The sequence below is a fragment of the Sphingomonas sp. 2R-10 genome (assembly GCF_030062225.1).
GTDB lineage: Bacteria > Pseudomonadota > Alphaproteobacteria > Sphingomonadales > Sphingomonadaceae > Sphingomonas.
This window is the reverse complement of record NZ_JASCXF010000003.1, coordinates 1-16,343: the sequence shown is the minus strand read 5'-3', so window position 1 is coordinate 16,343 and position 16,343 is coordinate 1. Positions and strand designations below refer to the sequence as shown.

The following is a 16,343-nucleotide window of genomic DNA, read 5'->3' as shown; positions in this document are numbered from 1 at the left end:
GGCCCCCCGCCTGCGCGGGGGTACTGCCGGGCTACGGGGCTAAGTCACGGACTTCCCCATGCCTCCCCGGCTGTCGCGCCGGGCCTAGGGCGCGTGTGCGTCCGACATGAACCGTCGCCCCAGCGAAGGCTGAGGCCTCAAGCGGCTCCTGTCCCGCACCATTCCGGGCAATCCCGGCCTTCGCCGGGATGACGCTTGGTCCGGCGTGGCCTTTGGGCGCGGCGGCGAAGTGGGGCAGCGGCAGGGCGTACATCGTCATGGGCTGGCCGGGGCATATTCCCTGTCCCGCGGCGGTCTGTCCGCAACGTGCCGCCCGTTTCCCCTATATCAGCAAGCCGACCGCCGACCGATGTCCCCCGCCGCTCCCGCCCACGACAAAACCCGCCGGGTCGCTGTGCAGCGCCCCGGCGGGTCTGTTCGTAAACCGGCGTGACCGGATCAGGCGGCTGCGGCGGCTGCCGCGACGGCCTTCTTCTTCACGTCGCGCTTCAGGCGACGGGCACGCAGCGACAGGTCGTCGTCGCTGGTCTTCAGCAGCCAGTTGTCGAGGCCGCCGACATGCTCGACCGAACGCAGGCCGTGGGTCGACACGCGCAGGCGGATCGAGCGCTCCAGCGCTTCCGACATCAGCGTGACGTTCTGCAGGTTCGGCAGGAACGTGCGCTTGGTCTTGTTGTTGGCGTGGGAAACATTGTGACCCACCTGCCGGCCCTTGCCGGTCAGCTCGCAGATGCGCGACATGATCGTTGATCCTGATTCTGTGTCGGGACACATGTCCCGGAAAGACGGCGCGGATAGCGTCGAACGGTCCTCGCGTCAACCGTTCGCGAGCCACTGCAACCCTCGCCGCCGCGGCTGCGTTGTTACGGCATCGATTCGGATCGTACATGAACAGGGAGCAGGTGGATGCGCGCATTTCTGGGGTTGCTGGGGCTGGTCGTCCTGATCGTCGCCGGCCTGATGGCATTCAATTTCATCAACATCGACCAGACGCAGCGCGCCGCCCTGCCGCAGGTAAAGGTCGAAGGGGGCCAGGCACCGAAGTTCGATGTCGAGGTCGGCAAGGTCGAGGTCGGCACTGTGAACCGTTCGGTCGAGGTGCCGGCGATCAAGGTCGAGCGCCCCGCCGGCCAGTAACGGCTGGCCGTCGCCGCCCCCGGCTGGCAAGGGGAGGGGCATGTTCGACGCCGCTCCCATGCACCGCGCGCTCGCCGCCGCCCGTGCCGCCGCGCAGGCAGGCGAGGTTCCGGTCGGCGCAGTGGTATTGCGCGGCGGAGCGGTGATCGCGGTCGCCGCCAATGCGCCGCGCGCACTGGCCGATCCGACCGCGCACGCCGAAATCCTCGCGATCCGCGCCGCGGCACGGGCGCTGGGGCGCGACCGGCTGGAGGATTGCGATCTGTGGGTGACGCTGGAGCCATGCGCGATGTGCGCCGGGGCCATCGCCCATGCCCGCATCGCCCGGCTTTACTACGGGGCATCCGATCCCAAAGGCGGGGCGGTCGAGCACGGCCCGCGCTTCTTTGCCCAGCCGACCTGCCACCACCGCCCCGACATCTATCCGGGCATCGCCGAGGGCGAGGCCGCCGCCTTGCTCCGCAGCTTCTTCGCCGACCGCCGCGACGTTTGACGCGACGATATACGGATCATATATGGTTCGTATATCGAAAGGGAAGCGAATGGGTATCGTGAAGATCGACGATGCGCTGCACGAGGAAGTGCGCCGGGCAAGTGGCGTGCTGTGCCGCTCGATCAATGCGCAGGCGGAATTCTGGATGACCATCGGCATGATCGCCGAGGCCAATCCCGATCTGTCGTTCAACGACATCGTCCGCACCCGCCTTGCCGCCGCACAGGTCCGCGCGGTCGATGCGGTCGCCGTCTGACATGGTCAAGACGCCTGCCGAACTCGCCCTGATGCGCGTGTCGGGCCGCCTGCTCGCTTCGGTGTTCGAGATGCTCGACCGGCAGGCGCTGGCCGGCATGTCGACACTGGCGATCAACGATCTGGTCGAACGGTACATCGTGGACGACTGCGCGGCGCGCCCGGCGAGCAAGGGGCAATATGGCTTCGGCTTCGTGCTCAACAGTTCGATCAACGACGTCGTGTGCCACGGCGTGCCCGATGCCACGGCGGTCGTGCGCGACGGCGATATCGTCAACCTCGACATCACGCTGGAAAAGGACGGCTTCATCGCCGATTCGTCGAAGACCTATCTGGTCGGCAGCGTCAGCCCGCAGGCGCGGCGGCTGGTACAGGCGGCGCAGGGCGCGATGTGGGCGGGCATCGCCCAGGTCCGCCCCGGCGCGCGGCTGGGCGATGTCGGCCACGCAATCGAACGCCATGCCAAGAAGCTCGGCTATTCGGTGGTCCGCGAATATTGCGGGCACGGCATCGGCCGCGAGATGCACGAGGAACCCTCGGTCCTGAATTTCGGCCGGCCCGGCACCGGCGCGGTGCTGCGCGAGGGGATGACCTTCACCGTCGAGCCGATGGTCAATCAGGGATCGCGCAAGGTCGTGAGCGAGGACGACGACTGGACCGTCGTCACCGCCGACGGCAAGCTGTCGGCGCAGTTCGAACACACCGTCGCGGTGACCGCGACCGGGGTCGAGGTGCTGACGCTGCGATCGGATGAGGTGCCGCCGCGGCGGTAACCCTGACCGTATCCCGCGCAGGCGGGGATACGGCCACGATCGTCATGCTCCGTAACCCTGGACCCCCGCCTGCGCGGGGGTACGCAAGCTGTGGCTTACCGAAGCTTGTCCTGCTCGATCGGCACGATCTTGATTTCGACCCGGCGGTTCTCGGCGCGGCCTTCCTCGGTCTCGTTCGACGCGATCGGCTGGGTTTCGCCGAAGCCGCGGGTGCCGACGCGCGCCGACTGTACGCCGCGCGACGTCAGATAGCTGGCGACCGCCGACGCGCGGCGTTCCGACAGTGTCTGGTTGTACGCGTCCGACCCCGTCGAATCGGTATGGCCGTACACGTCGATATAGGTCTGGTTATAGTCGCGCAGCACGTCGGCGACCTGGTCCAGCGTCGAGCGGAACTGCGGCTGCACGTTGGCGCTGTCATAGGCGAAGGTGATGCCCGAGGGCATGTTGAGCACCAGGTCGTCGCCGCGCCGCGTCACCTCGACATCGGTGCCGGCGGTGCGGGCGCGCAGGTCGCGCTCCTGCTTGTCCATATAGGCGCCGATCCCGGCTCCGGCGAGGCCGCCGATGCCCGCGCCGAGGATCTTCTCGGTCCGGTCACGCCGTCCGCCGACCAGGTCGCCCAGCAGATAGCCGCCCACCGCGCCGCCGAGCCCGCCGATCGCCGCGCGCGAGATGCTGCGCTCGCCGGTTTCCGGGTCGGTCACGCACCCGCCGGTCAGCAGCGCCGCCGACAGCGCACCCGCGATCCAGATCTTGCCCGTCGCCATGTTCGATTCCTTTCGTCGTATCCGATCCTGTTCTCGCCCGGATGAACCGGGCAACGCCGGTCTTGTTCCGCATCCGTTTTGAACGGTTGCTGACCGAACGCCGCGCAACAATCCGCGTGGCGGCTGCGACTCGCCGGTTGTGCGCCGGGCGGCATTGCGGCATGGGTGGGCCAGTTCAATGGAACCTCTCACACCCTTCCCCTGGTTCGACGTCGTCATCATCCTCGCGCTGGTGGCGTTGAACGGCGTGTTCGCCATGTCCGAACTCGCCATCGTGTCCGCGCGCAAGGCAAGGCTGGAGGGGCTGGCGAAAGCCGGCGGCAGGGGGGCGCAGACCGCGATGCGCCTCGCCGACGATCCCGGCAAGTTCCTGTCGACCGTCCAGATCGGCATCACGCTGATCGGCATCCTGTCGGGCGCCTATTCGGGCGCCAGCCTCGGCGGACCGGTGGGCGAGCGGCTGGTGCTGCTGGGCGTGCCCGAATCGCTGGGCGACAATGTCGGCTTCGGCGTGGTGATCGCGATCACCACCTTCGCCAGCCTCGTGATCGGCGAGCTGGTGCCCAAGCAATTCGCGCTGCGCAGTCCAGAGCCGATCGCGGTGCTGGTCGCGCTGCCGATGCTGTGGCTGTCGCGGATCACCGCGCCGTTCGTGTGGTTGCTCGACACCACCTCGTCGCTGATCTTCAAGCTGCTGCGCATGAACCGCGAATCCGAAAACCGGGTAACGGCGGAGGAACTGCACCTGCTGGTCGCCGAAGCCAGCCGGTCGGGCGTGATCGAGGAGCATGAACGCTCGATCATCTCGGGTGTCGTCCGCCTCGCCGACCGTCCGGTGCGCGAGGTGATGACGCCGCGGACCGACGTCGAATGGCTCGACGTCACGCTCGACGAAGCCGGCGTCCGCGCGGCGATGGCGACGACGCCGCACACCCGCCTGCCGGTCGCCGAAGGATCGGTCGACGCGGTGATCGGCGTGGTGCAGGCGCGCGACATCGTGGCGGCGATCTGTCGCGGCGAGCCGCTAAACCTGCGCGCGCTGCTCCATGAAGCACCGGTGCTGCCCGATCAGGTCGACGCGATGGACGCGTTGCAGGCGATCCGCCGCGCGGCGGTGCCGATGGGCCTCGTCCACGACGAATATGGTCATTTCGAAGGGATCGTGACCCCCGCCGACCTGCTGCGCGCGATCGCCGGCGATTTCGCATCGGACGCCGACGAGGGCGATTCGCCGCACATCATCCGCCGCGAGGACGGATCGCTGCTGGTGTCGGGACAGACCCCCGCCGACCAGCTGGCCGAACGCATCGGCATCGACCTGCCCGAGGACCGCGACTATGCGACCGTCGCCGGCCTCGCGCTCGCCATCCTCAAGCACCTGCCGACCGAGGGCGAGCATTTCTCCGAACAGGGCTGGCGCTTCGAGATCGTCGACATGGACGGCCGCAAGATCGACAAGCTGCTGGTCGAGCACGTCGGATAGGGGTGACCCGCGGCTCAGCGGCGGGTCCATGTCTCCACCGCATCGTCGCGCTTCGCCCGCAACGCCCGGCGGGCGCGGGCATCGTTCAGGCCATAGGCTTGCAGGAACGTGACGCTGTTGGCGATCGCCGCGGCGTGGCCCGGCCCCTCGGCCTTCCCGATCAGGTCATGCGTGCCGCCGCGATAGGTGACGGCGAATTTGTCGCCGGCCGGCGCGCTCTGTACCGGGAACAGATGATCGTGCCAGTCGCTGACGAACCCCGGCACGACGTCGGCATCGCCCGTGACGATCATCATCGGCAACGCGTCGGCGGCATAGGCGGTCGGCGTCACCAGCCCCGGTATGCGGCCGGGTGACGAAAACCCCAGCACCGCCTTCACGCTCGGGTCGCGAAATGGGGCGATGTGGTTCAACCCGCCGCCCAGGCACAGGGCGATCAGCGTTCCGAAACTATGGCCGGCAGCGACCACCGGCTTGCCCGGCCAGGTCCGCGCGGCATAGCCGCTGGCGGCCCGCTGGTCGGCGATCCGTTCCATGAAGCTCGCCTGCATCGTGAAGTTCGCGCGGTCGGGATAGTGCATCGAATCGACATGGACGGGCGCGATCACCGCGAACCCGGCGTCGCGCCATGCCGATGCCGCCGCGTCGTAGCGTTCGGGCCATGCTCCATGGCCGGTCGACAGCAGCACCACCCCGCGTACCTTGTCGGGAACCCACGTCACCATCGTCGTCGACCGGGTCGGCGATATGACCAGCGGCAGCGTTGCGGTCGGTGCGGCCAATGCCGGCACGGCCGCCGTGACGGTCGCAAGGGCGATCAGGACGTGTCGGATTGCTGGCATGGATGTTCCCCCGGATGATTCGCCGACGCTATCGGTCGGTCGGGGGGAACGCCAGCGCTACAGCTTCCCGAACGTCGCCTCGAACCCGGCGATATCGCCGGCTGCCAGCAAGCGCGCCTGTTCGACCCAGCGGTCCTTCGCCATGCGCGGCGCGAACATGCCGAGCCCGGCGGCGACGGCATCGGCGCGGGCGGCGTCAAGCGTCGCGAGCGTCGCGATGTCGGGAACGCCCTGTTCGACCAGCATCGCCGCGACCTTCGGCCCCAGTCCTTTCAGGCGGGTCAGGTCGGTCTCGCTCGCCGCGGCGGCCGGCGCGGTCGGGGCGGGTGCAGGTGTCGCAACAGGTGCGGCCACGGGCGGTACGATCGGCTCGGGAATCGCGACCGGCGCTGCCACCGGGCTTGCAACCGGCTCGGGCGCCACGACCGGCGCAGGCGCCGCAACCGGTGCCGTCTCCCGCTCGACCGTCACGGTTTCCGCCGGCGCCTCGCCGCTGCGTTCCAGATGCCCCGCATCCTCCAGCTCGCGCACGCCCTGCCGCCGACGACGCGACAGCTTCATGCCGTACGCGATGCCGATGATCGTCAGCACCGCCAGCACCGCGATCAGTACGAAATGCACGGAGGTCAGCGTGGCGAGGAAACCGGGCGATTGCAGGGGAGTGGTGCCGCTATCCATCTTGTCCGTTCCTTGACGTTGCTTCGCGTGCGACTTCGCGCCAGCCGATGTCGCGGCGGCAGAAGCCGGGGAAATCGAGCGCGTCGACCGCGCGATACGCCGCCTGCTGCGCGGCGGTGACGTTCGCCCCCCGCGCGGTAACGGCCAGCACCCGACCTCCGGCGGTCACAACGCCCGTGTCGCCCGAACGGGTTCCCGCGTGGAACACGGTCGCGCCGGTTGCCTCCGCCGCGGCGATCCCGCCGATCGGCTGCCCGGTCTCCGGTGTGCCGGGATAGCCGGTAGCGGCCATCACCACCGTCAGCGCGGTGTCGTCGCTGAACACCGGCGGCGCCACCTGATCGAGCGTGCCCTGCGCCACCGCCAGCAGCACCGGCAACAGGTCGCTGTCCAGCCGCGCCATCAGCACCTGGGCTTCGGGATCGCCGAAGCGCGCATTATATTCGATCAGCTTCGGCCCCCGCTCGGTCAGCATCAGCCCGGCATAGAGCACCCCCGAATAGGGCGTGCCGCGCTGCGCCATCGCCGCCACGGTCGGCGCGACGATCGTGTCAATCGCCAGTTTCTCCAGCGCAGGGCCAAGCACCGGCGCGGGCGAATAGGCGCCCATGCCGCCGGTATTCGGTCCGACGTCGCCGTCGCCGACGCGCTTGTGGTCCTGCGCCGATCCGAACGACAGCAGCGACACGCCGTCGGTCAGCACGAACAGGCTGGCTTCCTCGCCGGCCAGGAATTCCTCGATCACCGCCTCGCCGCCGGGCTGTTCGAAGATCGCGGCCAGCGCGCCCTCCGCCTCGGCACGGTCCATCGCCACCGTCACGCCCTTGCCCGCCGCAAGGCCGTCGGCCTTGATGACCACCGGCAGCGAGAAGGGGGAAAGCGCCGCGACGCCCTCCTCCAGCGAGTTGACTCGGACATAGCCGGCGGTCGGGATATCGGCCTCGCGGCACAGATCCTTGGTATAGCCCTTCGATCCTTCCAGCTGCGCTGCCGCCGCCGACGGCCCGAAGACCGCGATCCCGGCGCTGCGCAGATCGTCGGCAAGGCCGGCGACCAGCGGCGCTTCGGGTCCCACCACGACCAGTTCCACTGACCGCTCATCGCAGAAGCGCACCACCGCGGCGTGATCGGTCACGTCCAGCGGGACCAGCGTCGCCGACCGGGCGATGCCGGGGTTGCCGGGCGCGGCATAAAGCGTATCGAGGAGCGGCGACTGCGCCAGCTTCCATGCCAGCGCATGTTCGCGCCCACCCGATCCGATCAACAGGACATTCATGGACGATCGTTTCCCCGATTTTTCCTCGAGCCGGCTCGTAGCCGAGCCGCGAGCGAACGACAACGCCGCCCCCGAAAGCGTCAGCGAACTCGCCGGCCGGCTGAAGCGCATGGTCGAGGGCGAATTCGGCCGCGTCCGCCTGCGCGGCGAAATCTCGGGCTACAAGCGCGCGTCGTCGGGCCATGTCTATCTGGCGCTGAAGGACGATGCCGCGTTGATCGACGGGGTGATGTGGCGCGGATCGGCCGGCCGCCTCGCCTTCACCCCGCAGGACGGCGTGGAGGTGATCGCGACCGGCAAGCTCACCACCTATCCCGGTCGCTCGCGCTACCAGATCGTCATCGACCATCTGGAGCTGGCGGGCGAGGGCGCGCTGATGGCGCTGCTGGAAAAGCTGAAGGCGAAGCTGGCGGGCGAGGGGCTGTTCGACGTGGGCAGAAAGCGCCCGCTGCCGTTCCTGCCGCGCACCATCGGCATCGTCACCTCGCCGACCGGCGCGGTGATCCGCGACATCCTCCACCGGCTATCGGATCGCTGCCCGACGCATGTGCTGGTGTGGCCGGTGAAGGTGCAGGGCGAGGGCGCCGCGGCGGAAATCGCGGCGGCGGTCCAAGGGTTCGCGTCCCTTCCACCCCGTCCTCAACCGTACCCCGGCGAAGGCCGGGATCCAGTTACGGACCATTTGCAAGGAGTCGCAGACGTCACCCAACTGGACCCCGGCCTCCGCCGGGGTACGGAAGGTGATGGGGGTAACCAGATCTACCGCCCCGACCTCCTGATCGTCGCGCGCGGCGGCGGCTCCATCGAGGACCTGTGGTGCTTCAACGAGGAAGTCGTCGTCCGCGCGGTCGCCGCTTCGCCGATCCCGGTCATTTCCGCGGTCGGGCACGAGACCGACACGACGCTGTGCGACCACGCCGCCGACCTGCGCGCGCCGACGCCGACCGCCGCTGCCGAGATCGCGGTGCCGGTCCGCGCCGACCTCACCCACACCATCGCCAGCCTGTCGCTGCGTACCCAGCGATGCGCGCGCCGCTATCACGATCGAGGGCGCGAGCAGTTGGCCGGGCTGGTCCGCGTCATGCCCCGCCGCGACGCGCTGCTGGGACCCCAGCGGCAGCGGCTGGACGATGTCGCCGGCCGGCTGTCGCTGGCGCTCGAACGCCGCGTCGCCACCGCGCGGCGCAGCCTCGACCGCCACGGCCATGCGCTCCGGCCCGCAATGCTGGCCCAGCGGCTGGCGCAGGCCCGCGCCCGGTTCGACGGTAGCGCGCGGATGCTGGAACAGGTGAACCCCGATAACCTGCTGCAAAAGGGCTATGTCCGCGTCGTCGCCCGCGCCAGCGGCAAGACGGTGGCGTCGGCCGCCGACGCCCGCGCGGCGGGTGCGGTGCAGCTGCACTTCCGCGACGGCGTGCTCGATGCGAAGGTTGAGCGTCCCGGAGGGCGCGCCTATGTCGAACCGACCCAACCCACCCTGCTCTGATCCGGAAGCCCCATGCTGAAACCCGAAAGCCGCCCCGCCAGGCTGCAATATCTGACCAACAATTTCCGGGTGCTGGTCGACGGCGACTATGTGACCTGCGCCGGCACCGGTGCGCGCATCCCGCTGGAGGAACTGCGCTACTGGAGCGCGGCGCGGCAGGAAGCCTATGCCACCGCCGAGGCCGCGACCGCCGCGCTCGCCCCGCAATGATCCTTGCCGCGGTCGTGGCCGTGGCGGCGCAGGGCGCGATCGCGCTCGACGGCACGCCGGGACAGGGCGCGGTCGTGATGGGCAGCGTGCCCGCGGGCGCCACGCTGCAACTCGACGGCACCCCGGTCACGGTCGCGCCGGACGGGCGATTCCTGATCGCGTTCGACCGCGATGCCGGACCGTCGGCGACGTTGGTCGCGACTCTTTCCGACGGGCCGCGCCTCGTCCGCCCGATCGCCGTTCCCCCGCGTGCGTGGCGGATCGAGCGGCTGCCGACGCTGCCGCGCGTGTCGCAGCCCTCGGCCGAATTCCGGCGCCGCCGCGCGCCCGAACTGGCGCAGATCGCCGCCGCCCGCGACATCGCGACCGATGCGGCAGGGTGGCGGCGGCGCTTCGTCTGGCCGGTCACCGGTCGCATCTCCGGCCTGTTCGGGTCGCAGCGCGTCTATGCCGGCGAACCCGGCGCCTATCATTCGGGCGTCGACGTCGCCCGCCCGACCGGAACCCCCGTCGCCGCGCCCGCCGACGGCGTCGTGATCCTCGCCGCCGCGTCGCCCTTCACGCTGGAGGGCAATCTGTTGATGATCGACCACGGCATGGGGCTGAACAGCGCGTTCCTGCACCTGTCGCGCATCGACGTGAAGGTCGGCGACCGGATACGGCAGGGGCAGGTCGTCGGTGCGATCGGCGCGACCGGGCGTGCGACCGGCCCGCACCTGCATTGGGGCATGAAGTGGCACGATGCGCGGATCGATCCGCTGCTGCTCGCCGGACCGATGGCACCCTGACGGAACCGTGCGTGCCGGCAAACATTTCGGTTCTGTATCAAACGGGGAACCTGCCATGCTGCGTGCCACCATCCTGACCGCCCTTGCCGCCACCGCCCTTGCCGGCTGCACCACGACCACCGCCACCGGTGGAATCGCCGGCCGCAGCGCCACCGCGCCGCTGCGCACCGCCGCCGGTGCCGATGTCGGCACCGTCACCGCGACCGAAATGGCCGGCGGTATCCAGGTCAGGATCGACGCGCGGGGCATGCCTGCCGGCACCCACGGCGCGCATGTCCACACCACCGGCCGCTGCGACGCGCCCGACTTCACGACCGCCGGCGGCCACTGGAATCCGACCGCGAAGCAGCACGGCACCAGCAACCCCGCCGGTCCCCATGCGGGCGACGCACCCAATCTGACGATCGGTGCCGACGGCAGCGGGTCGGTCACGATCATGCTGCCCGCGGGCACGATGGCCGGGCTGCTCGATGCCGATGGCTCGGCGTTCGTGATCCATGCCGCCGCCGACGACTACAGGACCGATCCGTCGGGCAATTCGGGTGGGCGCATCGCCTGCGGCGTGTTCGCCGCCGCCTGATTGCAAGGGACGGCCGGGCGGCGCATAGCGCGGGGATGACCACGCGACGCACCGTCCTGGCTGGCATCGCCGCCACTACCACCCTGTCCGCTCTCCCCGTTCGGGCGCAGGGCTGGCGGCCCGCGCTGGTCGCGGGCACCTATGCCGGCAAAGGCGGGGCAGGGCTCTACCGCCTGCCGGCCAGCGGCCGCGGCTGGCGCGTCGGCACCGCCGATCCGGTGCTGAAGGACGCCTCGTTCGGCATATCGCGCGGCTCGATGCGCTACCTCGTGCGCGAATCCGCCGCCGGCCGGATGATCGCGACGCAGGATGGCCGGATCGTCGCCGACCTGCCCAGCGGCGGCGACGATCCCTGCCACATCGCCATCGACGGCAACGGCCGGCTGCTCGCCGTCGCCAACTATTCCTCGGGCACCGTCGCGCTGTATCCGCTCGCCGCCGGCATCCCCCAGCCGCCGGTCGTCCGCCAGCATCGCGGCACCGGGCCGCGCGCCGATCGCCAGAGCGGCCCGCACGCGCACTGGGTCGGCTTCACCCCCGACAACCGCTTCCTCCATTCGGTCGACCTCGGCGCCGACGCGATCTTCGCCTATGCGCTTTCGACCGGAGAGGTCGGCGAGCCCGCCATCGCATGGCGCGCACCGCCCGGCGCCGGCCCGCGCCACCTTGCCTATCACCCAGAACTGCCCGTCGCCTATGTCGTGACCGAGCTTGCCAATACGCTGGTGACGCTCGACGCGCTGCCCGACGGCACGCTGACCACCCGCGCCACCACGTCGCTGCTGCCCGCCGGCTGGCAGGGCAGTTCGCAGGCGGCGCATGTCGCGATCGACCGCGCCGGCCGCCGCCTCTACGCCTCGAACCGGGGGCACAACAGCATCGCGGTGTTCGACCTCGCCGAGGACGGCAGCGCGACGCTGGCCCGGCACATGCCCTGCGGCGGCGACTGGCCGCGCTTCTTCCTGCTGCTGGAGGATACCGGACAGCTGCTGGTCGCCAACGAACGCAGCGGCGAGGTCGCGGTCTTCGCGCTCACCTATGACGGCCGCCTGCGCCCGACACCGGCGCGGCTCGTGGTCCCCGGCGTGGTGTTCCTCGACCGGGCATAGGCGCCGCGCCTACCCCAGCCGGTCCACCACGTCCGCCAGCGCCGCGTCCAGCACCCCCAGCATCCCGGTCCACCCGCCGATCGCATCCAGCTCGCCCGGCCCGTCGGAAATGCCGCGCAGCCCCATGACCGGCACGCCGAAACGCTGGCCGACCCGCACCACCGCGAACGTCTCCATGTCGACCATGTCGGCATCGATCGCGTCGTAATCGCTGCCGCCGACGATATCGCCGCCGGTCGACAGCCGCGCCACCGGCCAGTCGATCGGCGTCGTCAGCGCCAGCTCGGCCCCGAAATCGGCGAAGGGCACCACCCCCCTCGCGAAACCGATCCGCGACGCATCCATGTCGCGCCATGTGACGCTTGCGACCTGCCACACCGACCCCAGCGGCAGCGTGCGCGACCCCGCCGATCCGATCGACACGATCAGGTCGGGCAGGGCGGCCATCCCCGCCAGCGCCATCGCCGTCCCCGCCGCCGCCTCGATCGGTCCGACGCCGGTGATGAGCGGTATGAAGCGTTCAGCGAGACGGCGTCCATATTCGTGGTCCGTCGCCATCACGAACAACACCCGCCGCGCCCCGATCCGCGTCCCCTGCATCGCCATTCTCCCATCGTGTCGCCGCCGTCGTGGGCGCGGGATCGGGTGCGGGCAAGGCCTTGCGCGCCGCCTCGGCCTCGTGCCGCGTCTTCAGCGCGCGGAGGTTGGCCAGCAGCAACGCGTCGGTTTCCGCCTGCGTCGCCCGGTCCGCCGGTGCAAATTGGCGATCCCGATCGTCCCCGCCATCGCACCCGCCGCGCGACAGCAACGGCCGCACGAAGCTGTCCGAATAGCGTCGGCGACGCCCGACGATCGTGCCGCCATGCCAAACCGGCTCGTCCCACCCCAATACGGCGCGCTCGAACGCCGCCTGTTCGATCGTCGGCGCGACCTTGGCGAGCGCCCGGTCCCATGCGCGCGCAAACACTTCGCCGCCGCCTGATCCACCCAGTGGTGGTCAAGCTCCCGGCATGATCCGCGTCCGCATCGTCCCGCGGCTCCTTGTCGTCGCGGTGCTGGCGGCATCGGGCGCCTGCCTGCTCGGCGGCGCGGCGCTGTAGGAACGCATCGCGGCACCCGATGGGCGGGGCGTTGTCGAACGCCATACCCCGGCCCGATGGCAGGCGTGGCGGACGTGCGACTTCGACATGCCGGTCCTTGCGCGCTATATCGAACCCGACGGCACGGTGATCGCATCGAATACGCCCATCGAGCTTTCCGGCGATGGTCGGCTTTATCGGGACGCCGACGGAGTGTCGATCGGCAGCACCGGCGTCTATGACCGCCGGACCCGCACCATGGTCGGTGCAGGACTGACACCGGCATTATCGCTATTGCAAAGCGAAAGCATTTGTGGTGGGATAAAGATCGGTTTTGCCGTCCCGAACGCGGATTCACCCACTTCCCCCGGCCGAACCCGGTTGCTAAGGGCCACGGGTACAGCTCGATAACCTCCCGCGGCGGTCCTCCGTCGACGGCCGTTCGATCCGGCCCGTCGAATCCCGCCCGCGACCAACTGGGAAGGATCCGCATGACCGCAATCGGCCAGGACACGCTCGGCACCCGCGACACGCTCGATGTCGGCGGCAAGACCTATTCTTACTATTCGCTGGCGAAGGCCGCGGCAAAGCTCGGCGACGTGTCGCGGCTGCCCTTCTCGATGAAGGTGCTGCTGGAGAACATGCTGCGCTTCGAGGACGGCGTGACCGTCACTCCCGAGGACGCGCAGGCACTGGTCGACTGGCAGAAGGACGCCCGCTCGGACCGCGAGATCCAGTATCGCCCGGCGCGCGTGCTGATGCAGGACTTCACCGGCGTTCCCTGCGTCGTCGATCTGGCGGCGATGCGCGACGCGATCACCACGCTCGGCGGCGACGCGGGCAAGATCAATCCGCAGGTTCCTGTCCACCTCGTGATCGATCACTCGGTGATGGTCGACGAATTCGGCACGCCGACCGCGGCCGAAGAGAATGTCGAACTGGAATATCAGCGCAACATCGAACGCTACGAATTTCTCAAATGGGGTTCGAAGGCGCTCGACAATTTCTCGGTCGTGCCGCCGGGCACCGGCATCTGCCACCAGGTGAACCTCGAATATGTCGCGCAGGCGGTGTGGTCGTCGGAATCGACCGACGGCAGCGGCACCATCGCCTATCCCGACACGCTGGTCGGCACCGACAGCCACACGACGATGGTCAATGGTCTGGGCGTGCTCGGCTGGGGCGTCGGCGGGATCGAGGCGGAGGCCGCGATGCTCGGCCAGCCGGTGTCGATGCTGATCCCCGAGGTCGTCGGCTTCAAGCTGACCGGCAAGCTGGGCGAGGGCATCACCGCCACCGACCTCGTGCTGACCGTCACGCAGATGCTGCGCGCCAGGGGCGTGGTCGGCCGCTTCGTCGAATTCTACGGTCCGGGCCTGTCGTCGATGACGCTGGCCGATCGGGCGACGATCGCCAACATGGCGCCCGAATATGGCGCGACCTGCGGCTTCTTCCCGATCGATGACAAGACCATCGATTACATGCGCCTGACCGCGCGTCCGGCCGAAGTCATCGCGCTGACCGAAGCCTATGCCAAGGCCAACGGTTTCTGGCGCGACGAGAATGCGGTCGATCCGATCTTCACCGACACGCTCGAACTCGACATGTCGTCGGTCGTGCCGTCGCTCGCCGGGCCGAAGCGTCCGCAGGACCGCGTCGAGCTGCCGATGGTCGACGACGTCTTCAACGGCGACCTGACCAAGGTCTACAAGAAGGACGCCGCCGTCCGTGCCCCGGTCGAGGGTGCGACCCACGACATCGGCGACGGCGACGTCGTGATCGCCGCCATCACCAGCTGCACCAACACGTCGAACCCGTCGGTGCTGGTCGCCGCCGGCCTCGTCGCGCGCAAGGCCAATGCGCTGGGCCTCAAGCCCAAGCCCTGGGTCAAGACCTCGCTGGCACCGGGTTCGCAGGTCGTGACCGACTATCTCGACAAGGCCGGGCTGACCGCCGATCTGAACGCGGTCGGCTTCAACCTCGTCGGCTATGGCTGCACCACCTGCATCGGCAATTCGGGGCCGCTCAGCCCGCCGATCTCGGCGGCGATCAACGGCAACGACATCGTCGCCGCCTCGGTCCTGTCGGGCAACCGCAACTTCGAAGGCCGCGTGTCGGCCGATGTGCGTGCCAACTTCCTCGCCTCGCCGCCGCTGGTCGTCGCCTATGCGCTGAAGGGCACGGTGACGCAGGACATGGTCTCGACCCCGATCGGGCAGGGCTCGGACGGGCAGGACGTCTATCTCAAGGACATCTGGCCGACCAACGAAGAGGTCGCCGACCTGATGGCCGCCAACATCGACGACGGCATGTTCCGCTCGCGCTACGGCAACGTCTATGCCGGCGACAAGCATTGGGCCGGCATTTCGGTCGAGGGGTCGGACACCTACAAATGGCCGACGTCGAGCACCTACATCGCCAATCCGCCCTATTTCGATGGGCTGACGATGACCCCGAACCCGATCTCGGACATCATCGAGGCAAAGCCGCTCGCCATCCTCGGCGACTCGATCACCACCGACCACATTTCGCCGGCAGGGTCGATCAAGGCGGACAGCCCGGCCGGAACTTTCCTGCAAGAACATCAGGTTAGCCGCCGCGACTTCAATTCCTACGGCGCCCGCCGCGGCAACCACGACGTCATGATGCGCGGCACCTTCGCCAATATCCGCATCAAGAACGAAATGGTCCCCGGCGTCGAGGGCGGCATGAGCCGCTATGACGGCGAGGTCATGCCGATCTACGACGCCGCCATGCGCCACAAGGCCGACGGCACCCCGCTGGTCGTGATCGCCGGCAAGGAATATGGCACCGGCTCGTCGCGCGACTGGGCGGCAAAGGGCACCAACCTGCTCGGCGTCCGCGCCGTCATCACCGAAAGCTTCGAGCGCATCCACCGCTCGAACCTCGTCGGCATGGGCGTGCTGCCGCTCCAGTTCGCCGAAGGCGTGACGCGTCAGTCGCTGGGCCTGACCGGCGACGAGACCTTCACGATCCAGGGCGTGGCCGGCCTGCGCCCGCGCCAGGACGTCGAGGTCATCATGGTCCGCGCCGACGGCACGACCGAGACGTTCCAGACCAGGTGCCGGATCGATACCGTCAACGAGCTGGAATATTTCCTGAACGGCGGCATCCTGCAGTACGTGCTGCGCAAGCTGGCCGCGTAAGGGGAAGCGCCCGACGGCAAAAGGGCCGCGCCTCCCGACCGGGAGGCGCGGCCCTTTTTGTTGGCGTTCTCGCACGTTCATCTTCATCTAAGAGCCCGACTCATAATTCGAGCTTTGCGATACGGCGGGTCATTCGCCTGATGGATGCGATGATGAGCCATGCTTCTGACGAGGCGATGGAAGCCTCCCAGTCCTTGGCGAGGCGTCGGCATCGGTT

Annotated in this window: 19 protein-coding genes and 1 pseudogene; 12 read left to right on the top strand and 8 right to left on the bottom strand. The window is 69.1% G+C overall.

Annotation, left to right across the window (positions count from 1 at the left end; translation table 11 throughout):
* Positions 1-438: 438 nt before the first annotated feature.
* Entirely contained in the window at positions 439-741 is a 303-nt protein-coding gene (gene rpmB / locus QLH51_RS01985) for a 50S ribosomal protein L28 (protein ID WP_125655362.1), read from the bottom strand.
* Between the two features lie 165 nt (positions 742-906).
* Here rpmB and QLH51_RS01980 point away from each other — a divergent pair, with 165 nt between their 5' ends.
* The 4 genes from QLH51_RS01980 to map are packed head-to-tail and all read left to right on the top strand — an operon-like array spanning position 907 to position 2,658.
* On the top strand, positions 907-1,137 hold the full coding sequence (locus tag QLH51_RS01980; RefSeq protein WP_125655364.1) for a hypothetical protein: 231 nt from the start codon (positions 907-909) through the stop codon (positions 1,135-1,137).
* 58 nt (positions 1,138-1,195) lie between these two features.
* On the top strand, positions 1,196-1,630 hold the full coding sequence (locus tag QLH51_RS01975; RefSeq protein WP_125655424.1) for a nucleoside deaminase: 435 nt from the start codon (positions 1,196-1,198) through the stop codon (positions 1,628-1,630).
* A 49-nt stretch (positions 1,631-1,679) separates the two neighbouring features.
* Positions 1,680-1,886, top strand: coding sequence for a ParD-like family protein (locus QLH51_RS01970; RefSeq protein WP_125655366.1), 207 nt, complete (start codon positions 1,680-1,682; stop codon positions 1,884-1,886).
* Position 1,887: 1 nt separating this feature from the next.
* Positions 1,888-2,658 (top strand): type I methionyl aminopeptidase, encoded by a 771-nt coding sequence (gene map / locus QLH51_RS01965; protein WP_125655426.1) that lies wholly within the window; start codon positions 1,888-1,890, stop codon positions 2,656-2,658.
* Positions 2,659-2,753: 95 nt separating this feature from the next.
* Here the strand turns inward: map and QLH51_RS01960 are convergent, their stop codons facing one another.
* Positions 2,754-3,428: an OmpA family protein gene (locus QLH51_RS01960; RefSeq protein WP_125655368.1), complete on the bottom strand. Its 675-nt coding sequence runs from the start codon at positions 3,426-3,428 to the stop codon at positions 2,754-2,756.
* Between the two features lie 178 nt (positions 3,429-3,606).
* Between QLH51_RS01960 and QLH51_RS01955 the strand changes: the two genes are divergently transcribed.
* Positions 3,607-4,911, top strand: a complete 1,305-nt coding sequence (locus QLH51_RS01955) for a hemolysin family protein (RefSeq protein ID WP_125655370.1) — start codon at positions 3,607-3,609, stop codon at positions 4,909-4,911.
* Between the two features lie 14 nt (positions 4,912-4,925).
* On the opposite strand, the gene QLH51_RS01950 is transcribed toward QLH51_RS01955, so the two are convergent.
* The 3 genes from QLH51_RS01950 to purD are packed head-to-tail and all read right to left on the bottom strand — an operon-like array spanning position 4,926 to position 7,707.
* Positions 4,926-5,753 carry an alpha/beta hydrolase gene (locus QLH51_RS01950; RefSeq protein WP_125655372.1) on the bottom strand — a complete coding sequence of 276 codons (828 nt, stop codon included), beginning with the start codon at positions 5,751-5,753 and terminating at the stop codon, positions 4,926-4,928.
* A gap of 57 nt (positions 5,754-5,810) precedes the next feature.
* Complete coding sequence (locus QLH51_RS01945) at positions 5,811-6,431, bottom strand: hypothetical protein (RefSeq protein ID WP_125655374.1); 621 nt, start codon at positions 6,429-6,431, stop codon at positions 5,811-5,813.
* A complete protein-coding gene (gene purD, locus QLH51_RS01940; protein WP_125655376.1) occupies positions 6,424-7,707 on the bottom strand; it encodes a phosphoribosylamine--glycine ligase in 1,284 nt (427 codons plus the stop codon). Before purD ends, QLH51_RS01945 begins: the two co-directional genes overlap by 8 nt.
* Here purD and xseA point away from each other — a divergent pair.
* From xseA to QLH51_RS01915, 5 genes are read left to right on the top strand one after another with little or no spacing between them, the layout of a single operon-like run.
* Positions 7,706-9,193, top strand: coding sequence for an exodeoxyribonuclease VII large subunit (xseA, locus tag QLH51_RS01935; RefSeq protein WP_125655378.1), 1,488 nt, complete (start codon positions 7,706-7,708; stop codon positions 9,191-9,193). The two genes, purD and xseA, sit on opposite strands and share 2 nt — an antisense overlap.
* A gap of 12 nt (positions 9,194-9,205) precedes the next feature.
* The gene (locus QLH51_RS01930) at positions 9,206-9,403 is read left to right on the top strand and encodes a DUF2093 domain-containing protein (protein ID WP_125655380.1); all 198 of its coding nucleotides are present in this window, start codon (positions 9,206-9,208) and stop codon (positions 9,401-9,403) included.
* The gene (locus QLH51_RS01925; protein ID WP_125655382.1) at positions 9,400-10,191 is read left to right on the top strand and encodes a M23 family metallopeptidase; all 792 of its coding nucleotides are present in this window, start codon (positions 9,400-9,402) and stop codon (positions 10,189-10,191) included. The genes QLH51_RS01930 and QLH51_RS01925 overlap by 4 nt, the downstream gene beginning before the upstream one ends.
* A gap of 55 nt (positions 10,192-10,246) precedes the next feature.
* Positions 10,247-10,771 (top strand): superoxide dismutase family protein, encoded by a 525-nt coding sequence (locus QLH51_RS01920; protein WP_125655384.1) that lies wholly within the window; start codon positions 10,247-10,249, stop codon positions 10,769-10,771.
* Between the two features lie 35 nt (positions 10,772-10,806).
* Positions 10,807-11,880 (top strand): lactonase family protein, encoded by a 1,074-nt coding sequence (locus QLH51_RS01915; protein WP_125655386.1) that lies wholly within the window; start codon positions 10,807-10,809, stop codon positions 11,878-11,880.
* A 9-nt stretch (positions 11,881-11,889) separates the two neighbouring features.
* Here the strand turns inward: QLH51_RS01915 and QLH51_RS01910 are convergent, their stop codons facing one another.
* Both QLH51_RS01910 and QLH51_RS01905 read right to left on the bottom strand, forming a co-directional pair.
* Positions 11,890-12,438 (bottom strand): 5'-methylthioadenosine/S-adenosylhomocysteine nucleosidase, encoded by a 549-nt coding sequence (locus QLH51_RS01910; RefSeq protein WP_241217869.1) that lies wholly within the window; start codon positions 12,436-12,438, stop codon positions 11,890-11,892.
* On the bottom strand, positions 12,401-12,847 hold the full coding sequence (locus tag QLH51_RS01905; RefSeq protein WP_125655390.1) for a hypothetical protein: 447 nt from the start codon (positions 12,845-12,847) through the stop codon (positions 12,401-12,403). The genes QLH51_RS01910 and QLH51_RS01905 overlap by 38 nt, the downstream gene beginning before the upstream one ends.
* A gap of 220 nt (positions 12,848-13,067) precedes the next feature.
* Between QLH51_RS01905 and QLH51_RS01900 the strand changes: the two genes are divergently transcribed.
* Together QLH51_RS01900 and acnA are read left to right on the top strand one after the other, a co-directional pair.
* Positions 13,068-13,370, top strand: a complete 303-nt coding sequence (locus QLH51_RS01900) for a hypothetical protein (RefSeq protein ID WP_125655392.1) — start codon at positions 13,068-13,070, stop codon at positions 13,368-13,370.
* Positions 13,371-13,450: 80 nt separating this feature from the next.
* The gene (gene acnA / locus QLH51_RS01895) at positions 13,451-16,126 is read left to right on the top strand and encodes an aconitate hydratase AcnA (protein WP_125655395.1); all 2,676 of its coding nucleotides are present in this window, start codon (positions 13,451-13,453) and stop codon (positions 16,124-16,126) included.
* 100 nt (positions 16,127-16,226) lie between these two features.
* Here acnA and QLH51_RS01890 read toward each other — a convergent pair.
* Positions 16,227-16,343: pseudogene (locus tag QLH51_RS01890) on the bottom strand (IS5/IS1182 family transposase); the annotation flags it as partial.